Genomic DNA, 15,643 nt, shown 5'->3' on the forward strand with positions numbered 1-15,643 from the left:
TGGAAAGATTTTTAATCTCGCAATTGACGGGCTTATCGACCATAGTCTTATTTTTCATCACTACTGTTCATTGCCTGAGAGTGCTAAGCTATTGTCATGATTCACTTTGCAAGGAAGCAGTATGAAATTTCCTTATCGTAATATTGTTGTACTCACTGGCGCGGGCATTTCGGCTGAATCAGGTATTCAAACTTTTCGTGCTCAAGATGGCTTATGGGAAAATCATCGAATTGAAGATGTCGCAACACCTGAAGGTTATGAACGAGATCCCGATTTAGTACAGGATTTCTACAATCAGAGACGACACAAACTCCAAGATCCGAATATACAGCCGAATGCGGCTCACATCGCACTTGGGCGTTTAGAAGACGAGTTGCAAGGCTCAGTGACTGTGGTGACGCAAAACATCGACAATCTTCATGAACGTGGCGGAAGTCAAAATATCATTCATATGCATGGTGAATTGCTTAAAGCGCGATGTACGCAGTCAAACCAAGTGATTGACCAGTTCGGTGACTTAAAAGAAGGGGATTTGTGTCATTGCTGTCAAATCCCGGCTCAGCTCAGGCCTCATATTGTGTGGTTTGGTGAAATGCCACTGAGGATGGGAGAAATTTACCATGCCATTGAACAAGCCGATTTGTTTATTTCGATTGGCACCTCTGGCGTGGTATATCCCGCGGCAGGCTTTGTCCATGATGCGAGAATGCATGGCGCACATACCATCGAAATCAATCTTGAACCTAGTGCGGTTGAATCGGAATTTGAAGAAAAGCGCTATGGAAAAGCCAGCATAGAAGTGCCTAAATTGGTCGAACAACTTCTCAATATGCAATAAAACTGAAAGTGTAAAAAAGCGGCCTAAGCCGCTTTTTTCTTTGTGATTTATATCGATAGCTTCGATATAGATATTAGTTGCCTACTTTGAGTTTTTGGAAGTACTCATCGTAAAGCACGCTGGCTTCGCCGACTTCATCTTGCCACACACCTGAGTCCATGACTTCTTGAGGTGGGAATACGTTAGGGTCGTTAGCGAAATCTTTTGGCAGCATGCTATAAGCGGTTTTCACCGGCGTTGGGTAGCCCGTTTCTACCGCGATTTTGGCTGCATTCTCAGGACGCAATAGGAAATCAATCATCTTATGTGCTGCATCGATATTTTTCGCACCAGATGGAATTGCGAGGCTGTCCATCCAGAAAATAGTGCCTTTTTCTGGCCAAATAATGTCGATTGAAGCACCTTCTTGGCGAGCCATGTAAGCGGAGCCGTTCCACAGCATTCCGAGTGACACTTCACCGGCTAGATAAGGGTTTGCTGGAAAATCTGAGTTAAACACCAATACATTCGGCATCAGTTTTTTTAGCTCTTCATATGCGGCTTTGATTTCATCTGGGTTGGTCGTATTTGGCGAGTAGCCCAATTTGGTCAGTGCAATATGGAATACTTCGCGAGAATCGTCCATCAGCATCAGCTGACCTTCCCATTTGCTGTCCCATAGATCATCCCATTTGGTGACGCTTGATTTATCAAGCATATCGGAATTGATACCGATACCAGTTGCGCCCCAAACGTAAGGAATTGAGTAACTGTTATCTGGGTCAAATGGTTTGTTGAGAAAGTTACTATCCAGATCAGCAAAGTGCTTTAGCTTTGACTTATCGATTTTTTGCAGCATACCTTCTTTGCGCATTTTAGAGACAAAATACGTCGAAGGAACGACGAGATCATAACCCGAACCCTGGGTTTTTAGCTTGGCATACATACTCTCATTGGATTCGTATGTGGAATAAATCACTTTGATGCCCGTCTCTTTTGTAAAGTCTTCAAGGACTTCGTTAGGGATGTATTCAGACCAGTTGTAGAAATAGAGCTCTTGGTCATCAGCCATAGCCGCTGAAGAGAACAAGCTTGCAGCGCATAACGCGCCAGCAAAGAATTTACCTTTCATTTCAATTCCGTTTTATTTGGGCTGCTAAGGTATTGGCTACCCGAGCAGTCTGATAACAATCGTTTTTATCGTGACGATAAAAGTGACAAACAGCGTAAGTATATCAGCGAAGCATGAAATAGGGAGCGGCAACTTGGACGTTTTTGCTCGTAAGCTCAATTATTAATCACTCATTGCTCATCAATGGCAGAGCTGTGTTGTTTGCTGTGAGTTGTCGTGATGTAAAAGTGTGAACGCATAAAAAAACAGAATGGCGAACCATTCTGTTTTTAAAGGTAATTGTTTTTAAAGGTAATCAAGAACAGGATTATTGCCCTGGCTTTTCTCGAGCGATGAGCTGAGAAATGATCACTAGGGTCAGAGAGACCACCAGCATCACCGTCGCGAGCGCATTCACTTCCGGCGAAATTCCGACTTTTACCATAGAGTAAATTTTAAGTGGCAGAATTTCATAGGTTGGTCCGGTGACAAACGAGCTGATAATGACGTCATCAAGAGACAGGGTAAAACTTAGTAGCCATCCGGCGGCAACCGCAGGTTTAGCGAGAGGCAGTAAAATCTGTTTCAAAATCACCCATTCACTGGCACCTAAGTCTTTCGCTGCTTCGAGCATTTTGACATCGAAACCGTTAAGACGGGTGTAAACCGTAACCACAACGAATGGCAAGCAGAACGTCACATGAGCAATAAGTAGCGTCAAAAATCCAAGCTGCGCGCCGATAACCAAAAACAGCGCCAGCAGTGAAATCGCCATCACAATGTCGGGAGACATCATCACCACGAATAGCAGGCCGTTCACCGCAGATTTGCCTTTAAACTGATAGCGAAACAAAGCCACAGCAGTCAGGCTACCGATAATGGTGGCAACGGTTGCTGAAAATATCGCGACATTGATAGAGTGCCAAGCGGCTTGCGTTAAACTGTCGTTATTGACCAGTGTTTGATACCACTTGGTAGTAAATCCATCCCAACGCATGCCGAATTTATTTTGATTAAAAGAATTTACAATCAAAACAATAATGGGCAGATACAGAAATGCGTAGACTAAACCCATAAAGCTAAAACGAATCGTACGCCCCATTAGTTTAACTCCACTTTCTTATTCAAAAGCTTTCCAGCGCGATAGTAGGCGTAAAGCATAATCGCCATGGCAATGGTGAGCGCAATACTGGTTGCCGCGCCAAATGGCCAGTCGCGCGCGTTGAGCACTTGATTCTTTATCACATTACCGATGAGCAAGTTTTTCGCGCCACCAAGTAGATCGGAAATGTAGAACATGCCAAGGGCTGGTAGCATCACCAATAGGCAACCGCCAATAATGCCAGGCATGGTAAGAGGCAACACCACTTTAGTCAGGGTCTGTAACTTGTTTGCTCCTAGATCTCGAGCGGCTTCGATATACGTATTATCGAGTTTTTCTATAGCTGAGTAGAGCGGCAAAATCATAAATGGCAACAGTATATAGACAAGCCCGATCATAACGGCGCTTTCGGTGTACATGATGCGTAGCGGTTTATCAATAATGTCTAAGGCCATTAACGACTTGTTTAAGATTCCTTGTGTGCCCAAAACGATCTTTAACCCGTAGGTACGAATTAAAGAGTTGGTCCAAAATGGCACAATCACCAGAAACAACATAAAAGGTCGCCAATTCGCTGGCATCTTGGCGATAATGTAGGCGAAAGGGTAGCCAATCACTAAACAAAGTAATGTTGCCACCGCCGCCATATAAAACGAATGCCCAAGCACTTTGGCATACAGAGGATCGGCCAATCGAGTGTAGTTGTCTAAAGTAAAAGTCAAATCAATCAGATTCGCTTCATCGCGAGTCAGAAAACTGGTCCCGATGATCATGACGTTAGGAAGCAAGACAAACAAAACCAGCCAGCCAACCACTAACGTGATGATTGCATTTTGTAAATTAAGCTTGCTGCTCATCTTTTAACACCACTTCCCAGCTTTCTACCCAAGTGATTGCGACTTTCTGTCCTAAGGAGTGATCCACATCAGGATCATCTTCATTGAAAAATTCGCTCACCATGACGCGCATGCCAGACTCAAGTTCGACGACCGAATCGAGAGTCATACCTTTATAAGTACGCTCGGCAACATGGCCGACAATTCCGCTATGTTGCTGTGAATCTTTAATTTCTTCGATGCGTAGATCTTCAGGTCGCAAAAGTACTTGGAGCTTTTCGCCTGGTAGCGCGTTTTCTTCGTAGTAGACAACACTATCAACGCCTTCGATTTGGGCGCGAATACACTTGTCGTCAATACGTTCAATCATGGTTGCATTAAAGACATTAATTTCACCGATGAAACGCGCCACAAAGAGATTCTTAGGTTCTTCGTAGATTTCTCTTGGGGTACCGTCTTGTTCAATGACACCGTCGCGCATCACTATGATGCGATCAGACATTGAAAGGGCTTCTTCTTGATCGTGAGTCACGAAGATAAAGGTAATACCCAGTTGGCGTTGCAGTTGTTTGAGTTCGATCTGCATTTGTTTGCGAAGTTTGTAATCCAATGCAGATAATGATTCGTCTAGTAGCAATACTTTTGGCTTGTTGACCACCGCGCGAGCAATAGCGATACGTTGTTGCTGACCACCTGATAATTGATGGGGTTTGCGTTGCGCCATGGATTCTAGGCGCACCATTTTGAGCGCTTCAGTGACTCGAGGTTCGATGTCAGCGGCGGGAACTTTTTGCATACGTAAGCCAAATGCTACGTTGTCAAAGACCGTCATGTGAGGAAATAGCGCGTAGCTTTGGAATACGGTATTGACGTGTCTATTTTCAGCTGGAACTTGGGTAACATCTTGCTTGTCAAGAACAATGCTACCTTTATCAACGGACTCGAAACCTGCAATCATGCGAAGTACCGTTGTTTTACCACACCCGGAAGGACCGAGAATGGTCAAAAACTCACCGTGGTTCACGTCAAGGTTTAACTGACGAATAATTTCCTTACCATCAAAACTTTTGGTTACGTCAGTTAAGCGGATCACTTTGGGATTCGCATGCGTATGCTCATTCAATGCCTGTTTTTCTCCTAAATAGACTCACTCAAAAATGTGATTTTCCGTACAAATGATCAACGAATTTAGGCGCGCATCATAATCATCAAAATGGTGAAATTAAAGCAATTTATGCGTGTTGCAGCGAAAAAAATTTATCAGCAGACTATGACTTTTTTTACCATACTGATTTCAAAGGCGTATAGAGGTCAATTATCATCCATGCTTACAATAAAGCAAGAGAGTTTAACAAGGTTATGATGTTCGTAGCCGCTTGCTTTGAGTATAATAAAGCAAATTTTTATCAACTACTTAGCTCCTTTAGATGACTATACGGAGTTATGGATTATCCGTAATGAATAAAGAGATACAAACCGACCTTAACTTAGGTGGCACCATTGAAACCGCGCTTTCGGGCCAATATGAGTTGAGAGCCAGTGATGTGTTAAAAGAAGCTTGGCAACATACCATTCGACATTTCTTGTCCTTTTCTCCTGCGATCATTTTGCTAGCAGTGGTTCAATTCACGATTTTCTACATTGCATTGAAACTTCAACTCGGTGACTTAGGCGCGTTATTTGAGGCGTTTAGCGGCTCTGAGGTATTGACTGAATCGCCAACTTTTGGCGCAAATATTGTCCAAGCGATCGTGGTCGGTAACTTCAGCTATGAAGTTGTCAGCGCGCCGATATATGCTGGTGTCTGCTTGATGGCAATGAGTCACGCTGCGGGTCTCAAAACGCAACTTTGTCATGTGGGGAAAGGATTGCAATTCACGGTTTCTGTTATCGGAGTGACGCTCATCGGTTTGGTGGTTCAAATTATTGCCGGGATGATACTTCCATTCCTGTCTTTGTATTTTTCGCTTGCATTCAGTAACTCTATTCTGTTGATATGTGAGAAAAATGTTCCACCAGTTCAAGCTTTATTGCTGTCTTTGAGAGCGGCAAACAAGAAGCTACTGACTCTGGTGAGCGTCTATTTGGTCATCTTTGTTATGTTTATTGTTGCCGCGATGTTTTATGGCATAGGGTTGATTTTCGTTTTGCCATTTTTCTTCCATGCGAAGGGCATCATCTATCGCAACATGTTTGGTATCCGTCTAAAAATTGTTTCGACTGGCGCCAACAAATCTAACGATGATGATAACGATAACAACTCACAGGTATTTGATGCGTAAAACTGAATTTTTTGCTCTGCTAGCAACGGTAATCGTTGCTATCTATGGTTATCTTGCTTATCAACACAAATTACAGCAAGCCGAAGATATCGCTTTTGATTGGGCGATTACCCCAAAGAAGGTTGGAAAGGCGCCAGATTTTGGTGCCATTCGTGACACAAGAGCAAAGAAGCAACACTTTTTTGATTACTTGAGACCCGGGATTGCTTTTGAAAATCAACGCATTTTGAAAGAGCGGAATAAGTTGAAAAATATCGAGGCGCGTTTTGATAAGATGGCTTTAACGGCATCGGACAAAGCGTTCTTAGACAAATTGGCTAACCGTTATAATGTGGCCTTTTCAGCCGGCGGAATCGATAAAGTGTTTTTCGAGCAATTACTTAGCCGAGTCAACGTGATTCCTGAGGCATTAGTCTTGGTTCAAGCTGCCAACGAATCCGCTTGGGGAACCTCGCGCTTTGCGCGCAAAGCCAACAATTATTTTGGTCAATGGTGCTATCAACAAGGCTGTGGCTTAGTCCCTAAACAACGTGCCGATGGTATGAGTCATGAGGTGGCTAAGTTTTCTTCTGTTCAAGAATCGATTCACCGTTATTTTATGAATGTGAATCGTAATCGAGCTTATAAAGATCTTAGAGAGCAACGTCGTAAACGTCAGCAATCTGGAAAGGAGTTGCATTCTGTTGCCGCGGCAGTTGACCTTGCAGACGGACTGCTTAAGTATTCTGAACGAGGCGATGATTACGTTAGCGACCTAAAGGTAATGATTCGCCACAACGAACATTTTTGGACTCATAGAGAACAATAAATCACTATCAATATGAATAAGCATCTTCTGAGAATATTGTCTTTAAGTATGGTGTTAGCGGCTAGCTCTTCTGTGCAAGCGCAGCAGTATATGTTTACCTACTCAAAGCTGTATTCTCAGTTAAAAAACAACTTAAAGTCTGGTCATGACGATGTCAAAGTCGGCTTCTTTTTTGTTGATTCACGCACTGAGCAGTTGTGTACCATCTCTAAAGCTTGGATGGAAAAAGAACAACATTACGAAGAGCTAAAAGTGAGCCCGATTAACGAATTAGTAGTGCCGCTAGATCAGAATCTACGCCAAGCGAATCCGTTGATATTTGTTGAGACGCCACGCGCTCAACAATGTAATTTTTCGATGGTTGTGATGGCGAAACAGAATCTATCCGGTACGGTTAGTTATCAGACGCTCGCGCAATTAGTCAGTCAAATGCAAACGACACTTAATGACTTAGGGGGAATGTTTGCGCGTTGGTTTACGCCCGAGATACAAGGTGTCACACTCGAATTTGATGCTGATACTGCAAATGATATTCAACTTTCGAACGGTAAAAAAATTCGTGTAACTCATGGCCAAGCCCAAGTGACATTGAGTGAAATCGGCGAGGGTGGAAGTATCAAACTGCCTCAAACCACCAAGCGTGTATTGCCTTATTTACTTAATACCAATTAAAAAATCAAACAGATAAAAAGCAACCTAATGCACTATATCTAAATATATCTGGTTAACACAGACACAAAAAAGGTGACCAAAGGTCACCTTTTTTGATTCATTCGACTAGAGGTTAGTCACTTTAAGTTGTAAATTCGGATCAAATTCTTGTACTAACTCTTCATCCAAAATTGGTTGCTGTGGAATATCTTCTTTATCAAAACCAATATCACCGCCGTTAATAACACCTGAGCTTTTATCAATCGATTTAAAATCAAACAGTTCGAAGTCGGCTAAATGACTTGGCACCACATTTTGCATTGCTCTGAACATGGTTTCGATGCGTCCAGGGAAGCGTTTATCCCAGTCATTCAGCATTTGTTTAATTGCTTGGCGTTGTAGATTGGGTTGTGAACCACAAAGATTACACGGAATGATTGGGTAGTCTTTCATATCCGAATACTTAATGATGTCTTTCTCACGGCAGTAAGCGAGTGGGCGAATGACAACATGCTCGCCATTATCAGAAACAAGTTTAGGTGGCATTCCTTTCATTTTCCCGCCATGGAACATATTCAAGAATAAGGTTTCAAGAATATCGTCACGGTGATGGCCAAGTGCAATTTTGGTCGCGCCCAACTCATTCGCAGTACGATATAAGATGCCGCGGCGCAGGCGAGAGCATAGCGAACAGGTCGTTTTGCCTTCTGGAATTTTGTCCTGAACGATGGAGTAGGTATCTTCTTCTACAATTTTGTATTCGACACCTAAGCTTTGTAAATATTCAGGAAGAATATGTTCAGGAAAGCCCGGCTGTTTCTGATCGAGGTTAACAGCAATAAGCGAAAAAGAAATCGGCGCACTTTTTTGTAAGCTCATCAACATTTCAAGCATGGTAAAGCTGTCTTTGCCACCAGACAGACACACCATGATGCGATCACCATCTTCGATCATGTTGTAGTCTTGAATCGCTTGGCCAGTATTGCGGCGAATACGTTTTTGCAGCTTGTTGAAGTTATATTGTTGTGCTTTGGTTTGCTCGTTTTTTTGCTCAGTCATTAATGCCGTCTTCATCAATACAAAATGAAGAGGGTATGATACGGATATCTTTTTTAGATTCCACCATAATTGTGACTTGGAATAAAAAAAGTCCTCGCCGATTGGGCAAGGACTCATGTATCAGCTATTTAAATAGCGGTTTTAGGGTCTAGAGGGCTAACATATCCCGTTGGTTTTAACGCCATTATGTCGCAATCGATTTTATCGATAACATGCTCCGCAGTATTACCAATGAACACTGCGGATAATCCGGTACGTCCTGTGGTACCGATAATCACCATCGCCGTATTCAGTCTCTTGGCGGTTTGCGGGATGATCTCTTCAGGCAATCCTTGCTCTACAACGGTTTGTTCTTCATTAAAGCCATGTTTCTGGCGCAGTGCTTTCATGGCGGTCAAATGATGTCCTCGAACCGCATCGGTGTAAGTCGTGGGATCAAACTCTGGCAATTCGATGGTAATGTTAGCGGGCGTAATCGGATAGGCGTTAACCAAATAGGGTTTAGCCGCCAATCTTTCCGATAAGCTTTTTAACTGTTCGACCATCTTATCGTTGAGGTCAATATGAGACTCCATCTCTGAACCTACGTGCACCGAGGCAATAATGCTAGCGTCTTCTGGCCACTTAGCGTTTTTAACCAGTAGAACAGGTGACGGACATTTACGTAATAAATGCCAATCAGTCGGCGTAAAGATAACCGATTCCAAAACATCGTGCTTACGCGTACCTTTAACGACGATATCGTGTTCACCGGAAAACACTTCGGCGATGATCGCTTCATAAGGGCGATTATGCCAAACCACCTTGATATCAAAATTAAACCCATCGTTAAGATAGGGTTCTGCGACAGTTCGCATCCAAGCCTCACGTTGTTGGATTACGCCGCGGCGCATTGCGTCGCGCTCGTCTGAAGACAACATGGAGGTCATGTCATACGAAAAATCGTATATCGATAAGAAAAACGTGATTCGACTGCGTGATCGGCTTTTATCCGCCAATTGAATCGCACGAATTAGGGCAGGTTGTTCGTCGTGATTGATATCTGCGACTACTAAAATCTTACTGTAAATACTCATATTTACTCCTTATACGTGAGGAGACCCTAATGATTACTTTAGCTTAATTTCTGTGGTAGCGATGAGGAAAAAGTGATAGGAAATTGAAGAAGTATGACGTAGCTCTGCTTTGAGCTACGTCATTGAAGTTACTTAGGAATCTTTTGATACACCCGCCAATTCCATCAATGCATCATGATTTAGAATGGTAATGTATTTGCCTTTTACGCTTAGGATTTCTGATTTTTGGAATCGACCAAGCAGACGGCTGATGGTTTCAACAGTCAGACCAAGATAGTTACCGATATCACCACGAGTCATAGTCAAACGAAACTCGCGAGGGCTAAATCCGCGTTGAGAAAAACGGGTCGATAGATTAAATAAAAACGCAGCCAAGCGCTCTTCGGCATTTTTCTTTGACAATAACAGGATCATTTCTTGATCGCCTTTGATTTCACTACTCATCAAACGCATGATTTGCTGACGTAGTTTAGGCATTTTCCCTGAAAGGTCATCGAGAATTTCGTATGGGATTTCACACACCATTGAAGTTTCAAGCGCTTGTGCAAAGCTAGGATGTGAGTCTTCAGTAATAGCGTCAAAGCCAACAAGATCGCCTGCGAGGTGAAAAGCTGTAATCTGTTCGTCACCTTGCTCGGTTATTGTATAGCTTTTGATAGTACCAGAACGAATCGCATAGAGAGATTTTAGGTCATCTCCAGCTTTGAAAAGTTCTTGCCCTTTTTGAATAGGCTTTTTACGCTCGATGATTTCATCAAGTTGGTCAAGCTCTGATTCATTTAGGGTAAACGGGATACAAAGTTGGCTAATACTGCAGTCTTGGCAATGGATAGCACAACCGCCCGATTGGACTCGATGATTTGTTGCTGGTTTTTCTGAAATCATAATAACCTTGCACTAAATTGATATACATCAACATTTTAACACCCCTGCGTTGTAAAGGATAGTGAAAAAATGTCCTTAAAAACAAAGGAATGCTAACTTTAGTGAAGCATATTGATACTTTTAACCAATATATAGGTTGCGTAGAGAAGCAGAAGAATTGCAGCCAAAGAACGAAAATATGCAGAACGTTGAATACGTAAAAAAAACTGTGCTCCGTAGCCGACGGCTAACATTGACGGTAAGGTGCCAAGGCCAAAGCTGAGCATGATCAGAGCGCCATTCAGGCCGCTTCCAGCCACCGCTGCCCAAGTCAACGTCGAATAAACCAAACCACAGGGTAACCAACCCCAAATAAAACCGAACGGTAATGCATCGATAGGGCGTTTCAATGGCAGCAATTTTTTGCCCAGCGGCGAAATATAACGCCATAAACCTTGCCCTAATTGCTCGATTTTAAGCAACCCTGACCACCAACGACCAAGGTATAAAGCCAAGACAACCATAAATAACGCACTGATTAACCTTAACCAGGTAAGAATGTGATTAAACTGGCTGAGTTCAGCAATGGTCGCAACACTGCTGCCGACAATGGTACCGAACACGCCATAACTTAAAATTCGGCCGAGGTTATAGAAAATCGGAATCGATGGTGCAGATGAGTGCGGTGTACCCGACAGTAAACTGGCAATCCCGCCACACATTCCCATGCAGTGACCCGCACCAAGTAGTCCGATAAAAAACGCCGCGATAACATCCGAAGAAATCACGATTTGTCATCACCTTCTTCGTCATCGTCAAATAAAATACTATGCCCTTGGCGCTCTAAATCCTCAAACTGCTCACTCTTGACTGCCCAGATAAAAATGCCAACCGCAAGACACACGAGTAAAACGGCAATTGGGATAAGAATATAGAGGCTTTCCATTAGCGTTTTTCAACCTGCTTAAGGAGACGTAATGAGTTGGATACTACAATAATTGAGCTAACAGACATACCCAAAACGGCAAAATAGGGCGCTATCCAACCACACACCGCAAGAGGTAACACCAAGGCGTTATAACCTAACGCCCAAGCTAAATTTTCGCGAATAATAGTGCGGGTTTTTAGCGCAAGTTCACGAGCTTTGATCAGTTGACTAAGCTTATCACCCAGCAACACCATATCGGCTGACGATTTAGCGATATCTGTACCGCCGCCCATCGCAACCGATAAATGTGCTCCCGCAAGCGTTGGTGCATCGTTTATTCCATCCCCAACCATCATAGTGACACTCTCGGCGGGCATTTGTTGCAAGTATGCCAATTTCTGTTCAGGGGACGCCGCACTCACAACTTGTTCAATACCCGTTTCGCGAGCAACGCGATGACAATTTTCAGAGTTGTCGCCAGACAGCAGGGTGACTTTTACTCCTAACGCCTGAAACGACGCTATCATTGGCTTGGCATCATCACGAATCGGATCGTGATAATCAAAGCGCGCAATAGCCTTACCATCAAGGCTTAAATAAACGCTCGACTCGAAGCTCTCCTCAAGATATGGCGCAGCAAAAGCGCGACGTCCAATACGCAAATGCTGGTTCTGATAGTTGGCTTGAATCCCTGAGCCAATTAGGTTCTCGACATTGTCGAGCTGAATTGAGCTATCGAAATACTCGCTAAACGCATTCGCAATCGGATGGTTCGCGTAGGCTTCTAATGCCGCAGCAAGAGATAATACGCTAGACTCATCCCAACCAGAATAGGTTTGAGTATGCGAGATGGACACATTTCCATGGGTTAAGGTGCCGGTCTTATCTACGACCAGATGATTCACTTCGCATAAAGTTTCAAAAACGTGCCCCTTACGTAAAATAATGCCAAGTTTTCCCATCTGCGAAGCCGAACAGGTAATCGCTGTTGGTGTTGCCAATGATAGGGCACATGGACAAGTGGCGACCAAAACTGACAGCATAATCCAAAACGCATCTTCCGGCTGATGTTGGTGCCAGTAGAACCACGTCATCGCAGCGATAATAAGGATCCCGGCGACAAAATAACGCGCAACCACATCGGCGATATGTGCGATTTTCGGTTTGCTCATTTGCGCTTCATCTTGCAAACGTACGATGCTCGCAAGCCTAGACTCCATCTTGGTATGCGTTACCTCAAATTCAAATGCCTCTTGTTTATTCAAGGTTCCCGCATACACGTATTGGTCGATGCTCTTTCTTATTGGCATTGACTCACCGGTGAGCATAGATTCATCGACGTGTGGGTTACCGGCGATAATTTTGCCATCAGCGGGGATGTGCTCGCCAGGACGAACGCGTAGTCGTTGTCCGGGCTTTAGAGCGCTGACCGCAATATTTTCCCCATCGAGTGTTGTTGCCATAGCCGGAATCAGCTTAAGTAGATTGGCACTCGCGGCGGCGGCTTGACGCCGAGCTCTCATTTCCAAAAAACGGCCAACTAACAGGAAAAAAGTAAACATCGAAATGGATTCGAAAAAGACTTCACCTTGCTTTGTGACTGTCGCAACAAAACTTGCTACATAAGCAAAAATCAAGGCAATGGATACCGGCACATCCATACCCAAAGTTCTGGCTTTTAAACTGCGCCATGCACTGACATAAAAAGGGGACGCAGAATAAAGCAATACTGGTGTAGCAAAAAGAAAACTGACCCAACGGAAAAAATCACGAAAGCTGGTATCTAGGTCGCCAAACACTTCAAAGTACAGTGCAACGGCCAACATCATGACTTGCATGGTCGCAAGTCCTGCCAGCCCAATCCGATACAGATACTGTTTCATGGATTGCTGGTAAAATGTTTCTTGAGTGTTGGCTTCAAATGGAGCAGCTTTATAACCGAGGTGTTGGATCTCGGTAAGCAACTCGCTAAGAGTCACTTGAAGCGGATCCCATTTTAGTAGAGCGCGATGAGTACTGGTGTTGACTTGAATGGACATCACACCGAGATGTTTTGATAAACGTTTTTCAATTAGCCAGGCACATGCAGCACACGAAACGCCATCAAGTGACAGTGTCACCTCCTTTGAGCCGTTATGTTCGATAACAAAGTCTTTTTGCACTTCATCATTGTCATAATGCGTTAACTGGGCAAGTTGCTCAGGCACGATATCGGCTTTGTCTGCCGGCGCAGTGCGATACTGATAATAAGAAACTAAACCGCTTTCAACGATGGTTTGGGCAACCGACTGGCATCCTGGGCAGCACATAGAGCGCTGCTTTCCAAGAATCTCAACACTGTGATCCGTGTCGACTGGTACTTCTTCACCGCAGTGATAACAGGATTGGCTCATAACAACTCAATTTAACAATGATATGGCGACTGGATTTGGAAAGGTGACTTTGCCTTGGATAAGCCACGACTGGTCATGTGGCGTTAACTCAATAAACCAAGGTCCTTGCAGTGGCTGGTCTAACGTTAAACGATAATTGCCTTTTGCATCGGCGGTAATTAACCGCGTAAAATCTCGATCGGGCAGTGTGCGATGAGCAAACATCGCTTGAATTGCGGGAAAGTGAGCAAGCGAACCTTTATCAAACTGAATAATAATACTGTTATCTACTGATACGACCGTTGCGCTTAAGTGCAGAGCCTTAGCCGCATCGATTTTCGATAAATCAATATTGATTCCTTTGCCTTTTTTATAGTAATCCTCGGTCACGAGCGACACCGAATGCTGTGAAAAAACAATCACAGTCACTATTGTCCAACATACAACGGTTGCAGGTAGGATGATTAGAAACCACGGCCAAAACTGCTTATACCAAGGCTTTACCATAAAAATGTTCTCAACTAAGAAAGGAATAAAACAACCAGCCCCATGAAGGGGCTGGAGAAAAGAGCAGGGTTATTGCTCTTCAGTGTTACTTAAGCTCCAAACATACGATGCAACCAGCTGGATTTTATCTTCGCCAAGAATGTCTTTCCAAGCTGGCATAACACCAGAACGTCCGTTCATCACGGTTTCGGTGACATCAGCGCGAGTTCCACCGAACAACCAATCACGATCGGTTAGATCAGGCGCACCAACCGCAGGGTTACCTTTACCATCCGTACCATGACATGCGGCGCACACAACAAAGCGTTTTTTACCTGCTTCAGCTTCTCGAGCGTTCACTTTACGTCCGGATAGGCTAAGAGCATAGCTAACAACTTCTGTCACACCATGTTCGCCAAGAGCATCTTTCCAAGCCGGCATCTGACCAATACGACCGTGAGTAATCGTCGTTACAATCGCTTGAGGTTCGCCACCATAAAGCCATGCTTTATCGGTCAAATTAGGAAAACCTTTTTGCCCTCGAGCATCGGAACCATGACATTGCGAACAGTTTTGTAAAAACAAACGTTGACCGACTTTTACCGCTTCAGGGTCCGAGGCGATGTCAGGAATTGGGCGCAGCTCATTTGTACCTTCAACATAGGCCAATTTCTTAAATGCTTCGCCAAAATAGGCATCAGCATCATCAAGCTCTTTGGCATATTGAACCAGCAATTTATCCTGTTGCGCTTTAGCAATGGAGGCTTTTGATTCAGCCAAAGAACGCACCGTTTGATCTGAGCTTTGCCAACCCAGTAAGCCTTTAAAATTACCAAGACCTGGATAGAGAGCAAGATAGGTGGCCGCGATAATAAACGTACCAATGAACAGGTAAGTCCACCATTTCGGCAGCGGGTTATTAATTTCACGAATACCGTCATATTCATGGCCCATGTCCTGGCCTTCTTCGACACCCATTTTGTCTTTCAGACACCATGCAAGCAGCGCCGCACATCCAAGCAAGGTTCCAACCGTTATGACGATAATCCACAGACTCCAAAACGTTGTCATTGCTTAGTCACTCCTTGTTTATGAGAGGGGCTTGGTACTTCATCATCAAAAATCATTTTGGCGTCTTGTTCGAAGCGCTCTTTACGGCTTTTGCCGAATGCCCACCAAACGACGCCAAAGAAACTGATAAAAAGTACGATGGTCCAGATACTGTGAATTGTTCCAATGTCCATAACCACC

17 protein-coding genes are annotated in these 15,643 nt (G+C 43.9%); 4 read left to right on the forward strand and 13 right to left on the reverse strand.

From position 1 onward, the window contains the following. Positions 1-121: 121 nt before the first annotated feature. Positions 122-838 carry a Sir2 family NAD+-dependent deacetylase gene (cobB, locus tag BLS03_RS05785; RefSeq protein WP_093270716.1) on the forward strand — a complete coding sequence of 239 codons (717 nt, stop codon included), beginning with the start codon at positions 122-124 and terminating at the stop codon, positions 836-838. Positions 839-911: 73 nt separating this feature from the next. Here the strand turns inward: cobB and BLS03_RS05790 are convergent, their stop codons facing one another. The 4 genes from BLS03_RS05790 to potA form a co-directional block, all read right to left on the reverse strand. Then, complete coding sequence (locus tag BLS03_RS05790; protein ID WP_093270719.1) at positions 912-1,949, reverse strand: extracellular solute-binding protein; 1,038 nt, start codon at positions 1,947-1,949, stop codon at positions 912-914. 307 nt (positions 1,950-2,256) lie between these two features. Further along, positions 2,257-3,030, reverse strand: a complete 774-nt coding sequence (potC, locus tag BLS03_RS05795; protein WP_093270721.1) for a spermidine/putrescine ABC transporter permease PotC — start codon at positions 3,028-3,030, stop codon at positions 2,257-2,259. Next, positions 3,030-3,887 carry a spermidine/putrescine ABC transporter permease PotB gene (gene potB, locus BLS03_RS05800; protein WP_093270724.1) on the reverse strand — a complete coding sequence of 286 codons (858 nt, stop codon included), beginning with the start codon at positions 3,885-3,887 and terminating at the stop codon, positions 3,030-3,032. Before potB ends, potC begins: the two co-directional genes overlap by 1 nt. After that, positions 3,871-4,989 carry a spermidine/putrescine ABC transporter ATP-binding protein PotA gene (gene potA / locus BLS03_RS05805; RefSeq protein ID WP_093270727.1) on the reverse strand — a complete coding sequence of 373 codons (1,119 nt, stop codon included), beginning with the start codon at positions 4,987-4,989 and terminating at the stop codon, positions 3,871-3,873. The genes potB and potA overlap by 17 nt, the downstream gene beginning before the upstream one ends. Positions 4,990-5,323: 334 nt before the next feature. Here potA and BLS03_RS05810 point away from each other — a divergent pair, with 334 nt between their 5' ends. From BLS03_RS05810 to BLS03_RS05820, 3 genes are read left to right on the forward strand one after another with little or no spacing between them, the layout of a single operon-like run. After that, positions 5,324-6,148 carry a DUF2189 domain-containing protein gene (locus BLS03_RS05810; protein WP_093270729.1) on the forward strand — a complete coding sequence of 275 codons (825 nt, stop codon included), beginning with the start codon at positions 5,324-5,326 and terminating at the stop codon, positions 6,146-6,148. Then, positions 6,141-6,956 (forward strand): glucosaminidase domain-containing protein, encoded by an 816-nt coding sequence (locus tag BLS03_RS05815; protein ID WP_093270731.1) that lies wholly within the window; start codon positions 6,141-6,143, stop codon positions 6,954-6,956. The genes BLS03_RS05810 and BLS03_RS05815 overlap by 8 nt, the downstream gene beginning before the upstream one ends. Positions 6,957-6,968: 12 nt before the next feature. Further along, positions 6,969-7,628, forward strand: coding sequence for a DUF2987 domain-containing protein (locus BLS03_RS05820; RefSeq protein ID WP_093270733.1), 660 nt, complete (start codon positions 6,969-6,971; stop codon positions 7,626-7,628). A gap of 105 nt (positions 7,629-7,733) precedes the next feature. Here BLS03_RS05820 and ttcA read toward each other — a convergent pair whose 3' ends face one another. From ttcA to BLS03_RS05865, 9 genes are all read right to left on the reverse strand, one after another. Then, positions 7,734-8,666: a tRNA 2-thiocytidine(32) synthetase TtcA gene (gene ttcA / locus BLS03_RS05825; protein ID WP_093270735.1), complete on the reverse strand. Its 933-nt coding sequence runs from the start codon at positions 8,664-8,666 to the stop codon at positions 7,734-7,736. Between the two features lie 128 nt (positions 8,667-8,794). Continuing rightward, complete coding sequence (gene uspE / locus BLS03_RS05830) at positions 8,795-9,742, reverse strand: universal stress protein UspE (protein WP_093270737.1); 948 nt, start codon at positions 9,740-9,742, stop codon at positions 8,795-8,797. Between the two features lie 132 nt (positions 9,743-9,874). Then, a complete protein-coding gene (locus BLS03_RS05835; protein ID WP_093270740.1) occupies positions 9,875-10,627 on the reverse strand; it encodes a fumarate/nitrate reduction transcriptional regulator Fnr in 753 nt (250 codons plus the stop codon). Positions 10,628-10,725: 98 nt separating this feature from the next. After that, positions 10,726-11,391 carry a sulfite exporter TauE/SafE family protein gene (locus BLS03_RS05840; RefSeq protein ID WP_093271106.1) on the reverse strand — a complete coding sequence of 222 codons (666 nt, stop codon included), beginning with the start codon at positions 11,389-11,391 and terminating at the stop codon, positions 10,726-10,728. Beyond that, the gene (gene ccoS / locus BLS03_RS05845; protein WP_093270743.1) at positions 11,391-11,552 is read right to left on the reverse strand and encodes a cbb3-type cytochrome oxidase assembly protein CcoS; all 162 of its coding nucleotides are present in this window, start codon (positions 11,550-11,552) and stop codon (positions 11,391-11,393) included. The genes BLS03_RS05840 and ccoS overlap by 1 nt, the downstream gene beginning before the upstream one ends. Next, complete coding sequence (locus BLS03_RS05850) at positions 11,552-13,927, reverse strand: heavy metal translocating P-type ATPase (protein WP_093270746.1); 2,376 nt, start codon at positions 13,925-13,927, stop codon at positions 11,552-11,554. Before BLS03_RS05850 ends, ccoS begins: the two co-directional genes overlap by 1 nt. A gap of 6 nt (positions 13,928-13,933) precedes the next feature. Then, on the reverse strand, positions 13,934-14,413 hold the full coding sequence (locus BLS03_RS05855; RefSeq protein ID WP_093270749.1) for a FixH family protein: 480 nt from the start codon (positions 14,411-14,413) through the stop codon (positions 13,934-13,936). A 69-nt stretch (positions 14,414-14,482) separates the two neighbouring features. Beyond that, positions 14,483-15,463 (reverse strand): cytochrome-c oxidase, cbb3-type subunit III, encoded by a 981-nt coding sequence (gene ccoP, locus BLS03_RS05860; protein WP_093270752.1) that lies wholly within the window; start codon positions 15,461-15,463, stop codon positions 14,483-14,485. Further along, positions 15,460-15,636, reverse strand: coding sequence for a cbb3-type cytochrome oxidase subunit 3 (locus BLS03_RS05865; protein ID WP_093270755.1), 177 nt, complete (start codon positions 15,634-15,636; stop codon positions 15,460-15,462). The genes ccoP and BLS03_RS05865 overlap by 4 nt, the downstream gene beginning before the upstream one ends. Positions 15,637-15,643: the final 7 nt, after the last annotated feature.

Source organism: Vibrio xiamenensis (assembly GCF_900100015.1).
GTDB classification, from domain to species: Bacteria; Pseudomonadota; Gammaproteobacteria; order Enterobacterales; family Vibrionaceae; genus Vibrio; species Vibrio xiamenensis.